Origin of the sequence: Pseudomonas violetae (assembly GCF_023072615.1) — a bacterium.
Lineage (GTDB): Bacteria > Pseudomonadota > Gammaproteobacteria > Pseudomonadales > Pseudomonadaceae > Aquipseudomonas > Aquipseudomonas violetae.
On sequence record NZ_JAKNRW010000009.1, the window covers coordinates 136,105 to 147,753 of the forward strand.

The following is an 11,649-nucleotide window of genomic DNA, read 5'->3' on the forward strand; positions in this document are numbered from 1 at the left end:
GTATATGCGAACATCGTTTCGAAGGCCCTTGCCAGGGCCTCTGATTAGCGGGAGCGAGGCCATCATGCCTTTGCTTTTTTCGATCGTCAAACGTTTTGTAGTGCTTTTTTTATAGCACTACATCTTTGGTCTAATACGACTAATCAGTCAGTTTTCGGTGGTTTAGTCCAAAGTATCGACTTTGACCCGCAGGGTCATGTCGTCCCGGCCCTGAGTCGAGTAGCTGCGGGCCAGGCCTTGTTTGTCGGCCTGGGTCTGGCGATTCACGCCGGCGAGAGTGATCCATTCGCCAAGGCGGCCCGTGACCGTTGTGTCGGTGCTTTGCACATTCACTACATCGGGACGTTCCTGGCTCATGCGGTCACGGTTGGTGCTGATATCCAGGTGAACAATCTCACCGGTGACGCGGGCGGTGACATAGAAGCCCTGGGTGACGTTGCGGTACTCGGTCTGGCTGCGCAGGTCGCCGTAGGAGTCGCTTTGGCTGGTGGTCAGTGGCACGCTCTGGCCCACCTGGATCAGCGCGGGCGCACCTTCGCTGGCCTGGATCTGCTGGATGCCACCATCACGGCTGTCAGTACTGTGGTTGATGATGCGGGTCTGGCTCGGCTTGGCACCGTTGACCGAATAGCCCTGGTCAGCCTGAAAATTGTTTTCACTGGTGTCGACGGTGATCAGCAGGCGTTTTGGTGCAGTGTCCAGTTGGCTGATTAGCGCCTTAAGTTCGTCGATTTTCCGTTGATCTGCGGTGACAATTAGCTGATTTCCATAAGCGCTGACTTGGCCGTCCTTGCCGACGAAATCTTGCGCCATTGGCAGCATGTCGGCGCTGGTATGGTAGTTCAGCGGCACGATCTCGGTGGCAGCGCTGAGCGAAAAACTGCAGGTGAGCAGCAGCGTGGTGAGCAGGGTGCGTAGGGACATGTCCGTTATCTCCGCCAAATAAACAAAGCCCGTAGGAGCTGCCGAAGGCTGCGATCTTTTGATCCTGCCTTTGATTTATTGATATTGCCAGTTTGTCGGCTTGGGGTGGGGCAAGTTGAATAAAGGACAGCAAAACGCCCCGGCATCCGGAGATGGCGGGGCGTTTTGTGGTGTTCTTCAGGCTTTTTTGGCGAGGGAGTGATTAAGCCGAATGACGCACCATGTCCACATGGGGAATTCCGGCTTCCAGGAACTCCTCGCTGACCAGGCTGAAGCCCAGGCGCTCATAGAACGCCGTCGCCTGCACTTGTGCACTCAGCATCTGTTGCTTCAGCCCACGCTTCTCGGCTTCATCAATCACCGCTTGCATCAGCGCGTCGCCCACTTTCAAGCCGCGCCAGTCTTTCAGTACCGACACCCGGCCCACGTGCCCATCGGGCAGGAGGCGCGCAGTACCAATCGGGAAGTCATCCTCGAAGGCCAGGAAATGCACAGCTGTCTCGTCATCTGCATCCCACTCAAGTTCTGGTGGAACAGATTGCTCGGCGATGAATACCGTCTCACGAATGCGCCGGATATCGGCGTTGTCCTGTTGCCAGTCTGCGACACGTACGTGAATTTTATTCATCAGCGAACCCCAGGCTTCCTTGCTTGATCAGCTCGCACAGTAGGCCACGACCGTCTTCGTCGCTCAGCCATTGGCCAAGGTTGTCGACGTGCAGTGCGTCAGCGGCGCAGATCATTTTTAGCAGTTCGCGCAGCTTGCCCGGCAGATAACGGCTCTGGCCGCTGGCGAACAGCAGCAGGTCGTCATCGACTTCGGACCAGGCCAGGCGCGCGCTTGGGTTGCGGATCAGTACGGCGCCCTGTTCCAGGCTGGCGAGCAAGTCGTCTTCCTCGATCTCTTCCGGGCCTACCACAAGTTCCGGGTAGCGCGGCTCGGTCATGAACTGGCCAAACCAAGTCAGCAGCAGGCGCTCGTCGCTCATGTGTTCGGCCAGCAGGCCTTTGAGGCGGCCTAGCGCGTCGTGCTGAATTTGGTGCGGGTCAGACGCAGGCTGGGCATCGGCGTCGGTGTAGCGCTCTTCGTCCGACAGGAACTGGCTGAGGAAGTCGGTGAAGTGAGTCAGCACTTCGGAGGCGCTTGGTGCGCGGAAGCCGACCGAGTAGGTCAAGCAATCATCCACGGCTACGCCGCAATGGGCCAGGCGCGGTGGCAGGTACAGCATGTCGCCCGGTTCCAGGACCCATTCGTCGGTGGCTTCGAAATCAGCCAGGATGCGCAGGTCCGCGTGCTGCAGCAGCGGGCTTTCGGCGTCGCACATCTGGCCGATTTTCCAGTTGCGCTTGCCGTGACCTTGCAGCAGAAACACATCGTAGTTGTCGAAGTGCGGGCCGACGCTGCCACCTGGAGCGGCGAAGCTGATCATCACGTCATCGACGCGCCAGCTTGGTAGAAAGCGGAAGTTTTCCAGTAGTTCAGCGACTTCCGGGACGAACTGGTCAACGGCTTGAACCAGCAGAGTCCAGTCCTGCTCCGGCAGCTTGCTGAATTCGTCTTCGGCAAATGGGCCGCGGCGCAATTCCCAGGGGCGCTCGCCGTTCTCGATCACCAGGCGCGACTCAACTTCTTCTTCCAGCGCCAGGCCGGCCAACTCGTCGGCGTCGATCGGGCTTTCGAAATCAGGAATCGCCTGACGGATCAGCAGCGGTTTTTTCTGCCAGTAGTCGCGCATGAATTCGCGCGCCGTGATGCCGCCCAGAAGTTGAAGAGGAATATCAGGATTCATGTGTAACCTATTGAAAAAAAGCACTTTTCAGACGGGAATAAAAACGCCCGGCGCTGCCGGGCGTCTCAAACGGGTACAGCGGTCGATCAGATGCGTCTGGCTTGCTCAACGGCGTTGCCGATGTAGTTCGCCGGGGTGAGCAGTTTCAGCTCGGCCTTGGCAGCGGCAGGCATATCCAGGCCATCGATGAAAGTTTGCAGTGCTTCGGGGCTGATGCCCTTGCCACGGGTCAATTCTTTCAGCTTTTCGTAAGGGTTTTCGATGTTGTAGCGACGCATTACGGTCTGGATCGGCTCGGCCAATACTTCCCAGCAAGCGTCCAGGTCTGCAGCGATCTTCTGGGCGTTGAGCTCCAGCTTGCTGATGCCTTTGAGGCTGGCTTCGTACGCAATCACGCTGTGGGCGAAGCCGACACCGAGATTGCGCAGTACGGTGGAATCGGTCAGGTCGCGCTGCCAGCGGGAGATCGGCAACTTGCTCGCCAGGTGCTGGAACAGCGCGTTGGCGATACCCAGGTTGCCTTCGGAGTTTTCAAAATCGATCGGGTTGACTTTGTGCGGCATGGTCGACGAGCCGATTTCGCCCGCGATGGTGCGCTGCTTGAAATAACCCAGGGAGATATAGCCCCAGATGTCGCGGTCGAAGTCGATCAGGATGGTGTTGAAGCGCGCGATCGCGTCGAACAGCTCGGCGATGTAGTCATGCGGCTCGATTTGCGTGGTGTAGGGGTTGAAGCCCAGGCCCAGCTCGTCTTCGATGAAGGCGCGGGCGTTTTCTTCCCAGTCGATCTCGGGGTAGGCGGACAGGTGTGCGTTGTAGTTGCCCACGGCACCGTTGATTTTGCCCAGCAGCGGCACTGCAGCAACTTGGGCGATCTGGCGCTCCAGGCGATAAACCACGTTCGCCAGCTCTTTGCCCAAGGTGGTCGGCGAAGCCGGTTGGCCGTGGGTGCGCGACAGCATCGGCACGTCAGCGAAACGTATCGCCAGCTCGCGGATGGCATCGGCAGTCTGGCGCATCAGCGGCAGCATCACTTCATCACGGCCTTCACGCAGCATCAGGGCGTGGGACAGGTTGTTGATGTCCTCGCTGGTGCAGGCAAAGTGGATGAATTCGCTGACCTTGGCCAGTTCCGGCAGCTTGGCCGCTTGCTCTTTGAGCAGGTATTCGATGGCTTTTACGTCGTGGTTGGTGGTGCGCTCGATCTCTTTGACACGCTCGGCGTGCTCCAGAGCGAAGTTGTCCGCCAGGGTGTTCAGCACCGCGTTGGCTTCGGCGGAGAACGCCGGCACTTCGCTGATGGCAGGGTGAGCGGCCAGGCGCTGGAGCCAGCGCACTTCAACCAGTACGCGAGCACGGATCAGGCCGTATTCGCTGAAAATAGGGCGCAGGGCCTGGGTTTTGCCGGCGTAGCGGCCGTCAACAGGGGAAACCGCAGTGAGCGAAGAGAGCTGCATGGGGTGTTCTCGGACAGTCGGGCAACGAAATGGGGCGCGTATCATACATGAAAAAATCCGCCGGTCCGTTGCCAACTGACCGGCGTATTACGCGTTAAAGATCAAAAACGGTGTTGCGGGCGCGGTTCAGCTGCTGCGCATCAGCGGGTAAAGCTCTTTGAGCAATTTGCGCCGGCTGATCACCAACTGCCAACGATGACCGCCCAGTTGGCGCCACAGACGTGCCGAACGAATTCCTGCCAAAAGCAGTGCGCGGATCTTCGAGGCGTTGCTTGGCTGCTGCAGGTTGCGCATGTCGCCGTGCACCTGAATACGTTGGCGCAAAGTGCTCAAGGTGTCCTGATACAGCCCGCCACAGGCGGCGATCACGTTTTCGTGGGCCGGGCCGAAGTGTTCTACCTGGGATTGAATCTGCGGCAGGCGCTTGCCGATCACTTCCAGCAAGTCGTCGCGCTTGGCCAGCTGGCGCTCCAGGCCGAGCATGGCCAGCGCGTAGCGCAGCGGTTCGCGTTGCAGGGTACTGGGGTCGCGTTCCAGAGCACCGATCAAGGCGCGGTAGCCTTCGCGCAAATTGATGTCGTCTCCGCCGTAAACTTCCAGAGTGTCCTTGGGGTCGCGAATCAGCAGGCTGCCCAGCATGCAGGTCATGCCCGCTTCGGTGGTCTGGCCGGTCTTGGCGATCTTGTCGACCAGGACAGCGGCGAGAAATACCCCGCCAAGCGCCGTCAGTTGCTCCTGAGTCGGGTTCATTGGGCTTGGCCCTTGCTGGTGCTCTTGCTCGTCCAAGGCTCGGCCATTTCGATCACGCCGCCACCCAGGCAGATTTCCCCGTCGTAGAAGACCACGGACTGGCCCGGGGTGACCGCGCGTTGCGGGTCATCGAAGATGGCGCGATAGCCGGTGGCGGTCTTTTCCAGCGTGCACGGCTGGTCGCTCTGGCGATAACGAACCTTGGCGGTCAGCTTGCGCGGCTCGCGCAGGTCGATCGGGTTGACCCAATAGATGTCCGAGGCGAGCAGGGCGCGGGAAAACAGGTAAGGGTGGTCATTGCCTTGGCCGACGATCAGCTCGTTATGCTCCAGGTCTTTGATCAGCACGTACCACGGCTCGTCACCGGCGTCTTTCAGGCCGCCGATGCCCAGGCCCTGGCGCTGGCCGATGGTGTGGTACATCAGGCCGTGGTGACGGCCGATCACTTCACCTTCGGTGGTCTTGATCTCGCCGGGTTGCGCCGGCAGGTATTGCTTGAGGAAGTCGCTGAAGCGGCGCTCGCCGATAAAGCAGATACCCGTGGAGTCTTTTTTCTTGGCGGTGGCCAGGTCGTGCTTCTCGGCGATCGCGCGCACTTCGGGCTTTTCCAGCTCGCCCACCGGGAACAGGGTCTTGGCGATCTGTTCGCCGCCAACGGCGTGCAGGAAATAGCTCTGGTCCTTGTTCGGGTCCAGGCCCTTGAGCAGCTCGGTGCGGCCATCGATGTCGCGGCGGCGCACATAGTGGCCAGTGGCGATCAGGTCGGCGCCGAGCATCATGGCGTAGTCGAGGAATGCCTTGAACTTGATTTCGCGGTTGCACAGGATATCCGGGTTCGGCGTGCGACCGGCCTTGTATTCGGCCAGGAAGTGCTCGAACACGTTGTCCCAGTACTCGGCGGCGAAGTTGGCGGTGTGCAGCTTGATGCCAATCTTGTCGCACACAGCCTGGGCGTCCGCGAGGTCGTCCATCGCAGTGCAGTATTCCGTTCCATCGTCTTCTTCCCAGTTCTTCATGAACAGGCCTTCCACCTCGTAACCCTGCTCGATCAGCAGGAGAGCGGAAACGGAAGAGTCCACGCCGCCGGACATGCCGACAATGACGCGCTTCTTTTGTGTATCAGAAGGGGCTGGATCACGCATAGGGATTCAATGAGTGTCTTGAAAAAGGACGCGATTCTAGCAGGCCCAAGGCCACAAGGCTAAAGAGAAGGACGGATCAATTCCAGGCCGAAGCGCTGACCACCGAGATAGTCGTCGATGCAGCGGATGATCAGTTCGCTGCGCCAGTTGTCGCGCTGCTCGATTAATTCCTCGCGGGTCAACCACTTGGCGCCGATGATGCCGTCGTCCAACTGATACTCGGGGTGGTGTTTCAGCGGTTTGGCGATGAAGCAGACTCGCTGATAGGTCACGCCGTTGCTCGGGGCGGTATACAAATATATGCCCAGTACGCCGGTGGGTTCGACATCCCAGCCGGTTTCCTCGAGGGTTTCGCGGATCGCAGCTTCGGTGAGGGTTTCATTTGGGTCGAGGTGGCCGGCGGGTTGATTGAGTACCGCTCGTCCCCCTTTGGATTCTTCGACCATCAGGAAGCGGCCGTTGTCTTCGACGATGGTGGCGACGGTGATGTGGGGTTTCCAATCCATAACGCTTCCTCAGATATTGAATAATGAAACACAAACCCTGTGGGAGCTGGTGTCAATCAATAGGCCCTGAAAACAGAAACCCCGGCACGGGGCCGGGGCTTCTTTGCATCCTTACAACCTTATACCAGCGCAGCGATCGCGGCGTTGAAGGTGTTGCTTGGGCGCATTGCCTTGCTGATCAGCTCGGCATCAGCGTGGTAGTAACCACCGATGTCCACTGGCTTGCCCTGAACAGCGTTGAGCTCGGTGACGATGGTCGCTTCGTTCTCGGTCAGGGTCTTGGCCAACTGGCCGAACTGCGCCTGCAGTGCAGTGTCTTCGGTCTGGGCAGCCAGGGCCTGGGCCCAGTACAGCGCCAGGTAGTAGTGGCTGCCGCGGTTGTCGATGTTGCCGACTTTGCGCGATGGGGACTTGTTGTTGTCCAGGAACTGGCCGGTGGCCTGATCCAGGGTCTTGGCCAGCACCAGGGCTTTCGGGTTGTTATAAGTAACACCCAGATGCTCCAGGGACGCGGCCAAGGCCAGGAACTCGCCCAGGGAATCCCAGCGCAGGAAGTTTTCTTCCAGCAGTTGCTGAACGTGCTTCGGAGCCGAACCGCCAGCGCCGGTTTCGAACAAGCCGCCACCGTTCATCAGCGGTACGATCGACAGCATCTTGGCGCTGGTGCCAAGCTCCATGATCGGGAACAGGTCGGTCAGGTAGTCGCGCAGTACGTTGCCAGTCACCGAAATGGTGTCTTTGCCAGCGCGGGTGCGGTCCAGGGTGAACTTCATCGCGTCGACTGGCGCCATGATCTGGATGTCCAGGCCGGCCGTGTCGTGATCCTTCAGGTAGGCCTGAACTTTCTCGATCACCACTCCATCATGGGCGCGCATAGGGTCCAGCCAGAAGATCGCAGGTGTGCTGCTGGCGCGCGCACGGTTGACGGCTAGTTTAACCCAGTCCTGGATCGGTGCGTCTTTGGTCTGGCACATGCGGAAGATGTCGCCGGCTTCAACCGCTTGCTCCAGCAGCAGGCTCCCTTTGCTGTCGGTGACGCGAACAACGCCGTTGGCCTTGATCTGGAACGTCTTGTCGTGCGAGCCGTACTCTTCGGCTTTTTTCGCCATCAGGCCAACGTTTGGCACGCTGCCCATGGTGGTTGGATCGAAAGCGCCGTTTACCTTGCAGTCTTCGATTACCGCCTGGTAAATGGTGGCGTAGCAGCGATCCGGGATTACTGCCTTGGTGTCGTGCAACTGGCCGTCAGTGCCCCACATCTTGCCGGAGTCACGGATCATCGCCGGCATCGAGGCGTCGACGATGACGTCGCTCGGTACGTGCAGGTTGGTGATGCCTTTGTCGGAGTTGACCATCGCCAACGACGGACGAACGGCGTAGACCGCCTGGATGTCCGCTTCGATTTGCGCTTGCTGCTCGGCAGGCAAAGCCTTGATGCGAGCGTACAGGTCACCGATGCCGTTGTTCAGGTTGAAGCCGATCTGCGCCAGCACTTCAGCGTGCTTGGCCAGTGCGTCTTTGTAGAACTCGGCAACGATCTGGCCGAACATGATCGGGTCGGAGACCTTCATCATGGTGGCTTTGAGGTGAACCGACAGCAGTACGCCCTTGGCCTTGGCGTCTTCGATCTCGGCAGCGATGAAGCTGCGCAGGCCGTTCTTGCTCATGACCGCGCAATCGAGGATCTCACCGGCTTGTACGGTGGTTTTTTCCTTCAGGACGGTGGTGGTGCCATCTTGAGCGATCAATTCGATTTTGACGGCGTCAGCGGCGTCGATCAGGGCAGCTTTTTCGCTGCCGTAGAAATCGCCGGTGCTCATGTGCGCTACATGGGACTTGGAGTCCGCAGCCCAGGCGCCCATTTTGTGCGGGTGCTTGCGCGCGTAGTTCTTGACCGACAGCGGAGCGCGGCGATCGGAGTTGCCTTCGCGCAGAACCGGGTTTACGGCGCTGCCCTTGATCTTGTCATAACGCGACTTGGTTTCTTTATCCGCGTCGCTGGTGACAGTTTCCGGGTAGTCCGGCAGCGCGAAGCCCTGGGCTTGCAGCTCTTTGATTGCGGCTTGCAGCTGCGGAACGGAAGCACTGATGTTCGGCAGTTTGATGATGTTGGCTTCAGGCGTAACGGCCAGGTCGCCCAGTTCGGCGAGGTGGTCGGCTACGGCTTTGTCACCCAATTGCTCAGGGAAGCTGGCCAGAATGCGCCCTGCAAGAGAGATATCGCGAGTTTCCACGGCGATATCAGCGGAGGCGGTGAAAGCCTCTACGATAGGCAACAGCGAATAGGTGGCGAGGGCGGGAGCTTCGTCGGTGAAGGTATAGATGATCTTCGAGCGGGTGGGCATATTCGGATTAACTCTCTCTTCTTTGCTAAAGCGTGCGCAGAAACTCGAGGGGCGCCGGGTAAGCGCGTTCGTTCAAAGTCGTCCATGAGCCGAATGTCGAGATTTGTGCGCGGTGATGTTGGGTGCATCAATCGAGCGGCAAGCGGGTGGACTGCTGTAGCGGTCCTGCTTTTTCGGGCCGGAGCTCTCGCAGTAGAGGGTTCGGCCGTCGTGACTCTGTGGTCAGCGGGCGGCATTATACATAGGTAGCTGGCAATCTGCCGATGGTTCACACACAACGTGTGTCGTCCATTGGTCTAAAGGTCGCAGGGGGGTGGGGGGCGTAGAGTCTTGCACCGTGCTTGAGTTTGGCGCTTTTCCCTTTGCATTCAGGCTTGTAGAACCCCAGCCACACAGCTTTGCAGCAGATGGGTGGAACATGGGGTTTGCGCGCCGAATTAACTGGGGTACGCTCGAACCAAGCCAGATGTTCAATCCAAACAATGGAGTTCAGCATGGGATACAAGAAGATTCAGGTTCCGGCAGTCGGCGACAAAATCACCGTCAACGCGGACCATTCTCTCAATGTTCCTAACAACCCGATCATCCCCTTCATCGAAGGGGATGGTATAGGCGTTGATATCAGCCCGGTCATGATCAAGGTTGTCGATGCTGCTGTTAAGAAGGCTTACGGCGGCGATCGCAAAATTTCCTGGATGGAAGTCTATGCCGGGGAGAAAGCGACTCAGGTTTACGATCAGGACACCTGGCTACCTCAGGAAACCCTGGACGCAGTCAAGGATTACGTGGTTTCCATCAAGGGCCCACTGACGACTCCGGTCGGCGGCGGCATCCGTTCGTTGAACGTGGCCCTGCGTCAGCAACTTGACCTCTACGTGTGCCTGCGCCCTGTGCGCTGGTTCGAAGGTGTGCCGAGCCCGGTGAAGAAGCCAGGCGACGTCGACATGACGATTTTCCGTGAGAACTCGGAAGACATCTATGCCGGCATCGAGTGGAAGGCCGGTTCGCCGGAAGCGACCAAAGTCATCAAGTTCCTCAAAGATGAGATGGGCGTCACCAAGATCCGTTTCGACGAAAACTGCGGTATCGGCATCAAGCCGGTTTCGCTGCAAGGCACCAAACGACTCGCGCGCAAGGCTCTGCAATATGTGGTCGACAACGATCGCGACTCGCTGACCATCGTGCACAAAGGCAATATCATGAAGTTCACCGAAGGTGCCTTCAAGGAATGGGCCTACGAAGTGGCGGCTGAAGAGTTTGGTGCGACCCTGCTCGACGGCGGTCCGTGGATGCAGTTCAAGAACCCGAAAACCGGCAAGAACGTCATCGTCAAGGATGCCATCGCCGACGCCATGCTTCAGCAGATCCTGCTGCGCCCGGCCGAATACGATGTGATCGCGACCCTGAACCTGAATGGCGACTACCTCTCCGACGCCCTGGCGGCCGAAGTGGGCGGCATTGGTATTGCGCCAGGTGCCAACCTGTCCGACACCATCGCCATGTTCGAAGCCACCCACGGTACTGCGCCGAAGTACGCCGGCAAGGACCAGGTCAACCCGGGTTCGCTGATCCTGTCCGCAGAGATGATGCTGCGCCACATGGGCTGGACCGAAGCGGCCGACCTGATCATCAAGGGCACCAATGGCGCGATTTCCGCCAAGACCGTGACCTATGACTTCGAGCGCCTGATGGACGGCGCCAAGCTGTTGTCCTCTTCGGCGTTCGGCGATGCGCTGATCTCGCACATGTAAGAAGCACCCTGTAACGAAAAAACCGCCCCGCTCAAGTGATGAGCCGGACGGTTTTTTTGTAACTGAAAAGTGGGCGCAAAAATCATGCAGTAACAGTTGTTTGCTCGCTGGGTGTGACGACTTGCGCGATGGTCTGGGGCGCGCTGATGTTCACCGCGTGCAGGCCCTTGGGTCCCTGGATAATCTCGAACACCACGGCCTGGCCGGCCTTCAGAGTTTTGTACCCCTCCATCTGGATGGCCGAATAGTGGGCGAATAAGTCTTCGCTATTGCCGTCTTCGTTGATGAAACCGTATCCCTTGGCATTGTTGAACCATTTCACCTTGCCGCTGACCTTGGCACCTGACATACCCATATCCCTCTGCAACTGACTCCATCACTGGAGTATCATCCAGTTAATCTGCAGTCGAATCTCATAAATAAGATTGACTCTGCGGACCTTTTTTACCCACTGTGGGCTCTATTGGTTGTAACACCGTTTTGCCGATAGTCAAGGTGACCGGGCAGTCGCAGTTGAAATCGTCCATAGCCGCCCCCACCACTGTATTCGCACAACTGACGAACCTTTCTTTCCATGCATGCAATCAGCCAGATTCGACTAACATTCAATCAGGATCATCCGGTTCTCCAGCAAGACAGTCCGGAGACCCACGACGACGATTCCGCAGGCATTGCTGTTCAGGAGGCAAAGCCTGCTTTACAGGCGCCACCGATGTACAAGGTGGTTTTGTTCAATGATGACTACACACCGATGGATTTCGTCGTCGAAGTGCTCGAGGTGTTTTTTAACCTGAATCGGGAGCTGGCGACCAAGGTCATGTTGGCCGTCCATACAGAAGGACGGGCAGTATGTGGAGTGTTTACCCGCGACATCGCCGAGACCAAGGCCATGCAGGTCAACCAGTACGCCAGGGAAAGCCAGCATCCGCTACTCTGTGAAATCGAGAAGGACGGTTAATCGCCGACCACTTGGGTATGAGGTGA

At 58.5% G+C, this 11,649-nt stretch carries 11 protein-coding genes; 2 read left to right on the forward strand and 9 right to left on the reverse strand.

Translation table 11 applies throughout. From position 1 onward, the window contains the following. Nucleotides 1–162: 162 nt before the first annotated feature. From L9059_RS14030 to L9059_RS14065, 8 genes are all read right to left on the reverse strand, one after another. Nucleotides 163–924 (reverse strand): secretin N-terminal domain-containing protein, encoded by a 762-nt coding sequence (locus L9059_RS14030; RefSeq protein WP_247291620.1) that lies wholly within the window; start codon nt 922–924, stop codon nt 163–165. Nucleotides 925–1,126: 202 nt separating this feature from the next. Beyond that, a complete protein-coding gene (locus tag L9059_RS14035) occupies nt 1,127–1,552 on the reverse strand; it encodes a GNAT family N-acetyltransferase (RefSeq protein WP_247291621.1) in 426 nt (141 codons plus the stop codon). Further along, nucleotides 1,545–2,714 (reverse strand): ribosomal protein uL16 3-hydroxylase, encoded by a 1,170-nt coding sequence (locus L9059_RS14040; protein ID WP_247291622.1) that lies wholly within the window; start codon nt 2,712–2,714, stop codon nt 1,545–1,547. The genes L9059_RS14035 and L9059_RS14040 overlap by 8 nt, the downstream gene beginning before the upstream one ends. An 86-nt stretch (nt 2,715–2,800) precedes the next feature. Beyond that, nucleotides 2,801–4,171, reverse strand: a complete 1,371-nt coding sequence (gene purB, locus L9059_RS14045) for an adenylosuccinate lyase (RefSeq protein ID WP_247291623.1) — start codon at nt 4,169–4,171, stop codon at nt 2,801–2,803. Between the two features lie 126 nt (nt 4,172–4,297). Then, nucleotides 4,298–4,921, reverse strand: coding sequence for a high frequency lysogenization protein HflD (gene hflD, locus L9059_RS14050; protein WP_247291624.1), 624 nt, complete (start codon nt 4,919–4,921; stop codon nt 4,298–4,300). Further along, nucleotides 4,918–6,063: a tRNA 2-thiouridine(34) synthase MnmA gene (gene mnmA / locus L9059_RS14055; RefSeq protein WP_247291625.1), complete on the reverse strand. Its 1,146-nt coding sequence runs from the start codon at nt 6,061–6,063 to the stop codon at nt 4,918–4,920. Before mnmA ends, hflD begins: the two co-directional genes overlap by 4 nt. 59 nt (nt 6,064–6,122) lie before the next feature. Beyond that, the gene (locus L9059_RS14060; RefSeq protein ID WP_247291626.1) at nt 6,123–6,569 is read right to left on the reverse strand and encodes an NUDIX hydrolase; all 447 of its coding nucleotides are present in this window, start codon (nt 6,567–6,569) and stop codon (nt 6,123–6,125) included. A 119-nt stretch (nt 6,570–6,688) separates the two neighbouring features. Further along, entirely contained in the window at nt 6,689–8,914 is a 2,226-nt protein-coding gene (locus L9059_RS14065) for an NADP-dependent isocitrate dehydrogenase (protein ID WP_247291627.1), read from the reverse strand. A gap of 494 nt (nt 8,915–9,408) precedes the next feature. On the opposite strand from L9059_RS14065, the gene icd reads away from it, so the two are divergent. After that, nucleotides 9,409–10,665 carry an NADP-dependent isocitrate dehydrogenase gene (icd, locus tag L9059_RS14070; RefSeq protein ID WP_247291628.1) on the forward strand — a complete coding sequence of 419 codons (1,257 nt, stop codon included), beginning with the start codon at nt 9,409–9,411 and terminating at the stop codon, nt 10,663–10,665. A gap of 82 nt (nt 10,666–10,747) precedes the next feature. Here the strand turns inward: icd and cspD are convergent, their stop codons facing one another. Then, the gene (gene cspD, locus L9059_RS14075) at nt 10,748–11,014 is read right to left on the reverse strand and encodes a cold shock domain-containing protein CspD (protein WP_247291629.1); all 267 of its coding nucleotides are present in this window, start codon (nt 11,012–11,014) and stop codon (nt 10,748–10,750) included. A 225-nt stretch (nt 11,015–11,239) separates the two neighbouring features. Between cspD and clpS the strand changes: the two genes are divergently transcribed. Beyond that, nucleotides 11,240–11,623 carry an ATP-dependent Clp protease adapter ClpS gene (gene clpS, locus L9059_RS14080; protein WP_247291630.1) on the forward strand — a complete coding sequence of 128 codons (384 nt, stop codon included), beginning with the start codon at nt 11,240–11,242 and terminating at the stop codon, nt 11,621–11,623. Nucleotides 11,624–11,649 lie beyond the last annotated feature (26 nt).

Excerpts from the sequence above, each read along its gene's own strand:
- L9059_RS14030 (WP_247291620.1), bottom strand. The coding sequence starts at position 924 with ATGTCCCTACGCACCCTGCTCACCACGCTGCTGCTCACCTGCAGTTTT.
- purB (WP_247291623.1), bottom strand. The coding sequence starts at position 4,171 with ATGCAGCTCTCTTCGCTCACTGCGGTTTCCCCTGTTGACGGCCGCTAC.
- icd (WP_247291628.1), top strand. The coding sequence starts at position 9,409 with ATGGGATACAAGAAGATTCAGGTTCCGGCAGTCGGCGACAAAATCACC.
- L9059_RS14040 (WP_247291622.1), bottom strand. The coding sequence starts at position 2,714 with ATGAATCCTGATATTCCTCTTCAACTTCTGGGCGGCATCACGGCGCGC.
- hflD (WP_247291624.1), bottom strand. The coding sequence starts at position 4,921 with ATGAACCCGACTCAGGAGCAACTGACGGCGCTTGGCGGGGTATTTCTC.
- cspD (WP_247291629.1), bottom strand. The coding sequence starts at position 11,014 with ATGTCAGGTGCCAAGGTCAGCGGCAAGGTGAAATGGTTCAACAATGCC.
- mnmA (WP_247291625.1), bottom strand. The coding sequence starts at position 6,063 with ATGCGTGATCCAGCCCCTTCTGATACACAAAAGAAGCGCGTCATTGTC.
- L9059_RS14060 (WP_247291626.1), bottom strand. The coding sequence starts at position 6,569 with ATGGATTGGAAACCCCACATCACCGTCGCCACCATCGTCGAAGACAAC.
- L9059_RS14065 (WP_247291627.1), bottom strand. The coding sequence starts at position 8,914 with ATGCCCACCCGCTCGAAGATCATCTATACCTTCACCGACGAAGCTCCC.
- clpS (WP_247291630.1), top strand. The coding sequence starts at position 11,240 with ATGCATGCAATCAGCCAGATTCGACTAACATTCAATCAGGATCATCCG.
- L9059_RS14035 (WP_247291621.1), bottom strand. The coding sequence starts at position 1,552 with ATGAATAAAATTCACGTACGTGTCGCAGACTGGCAACAGGACAACGCC.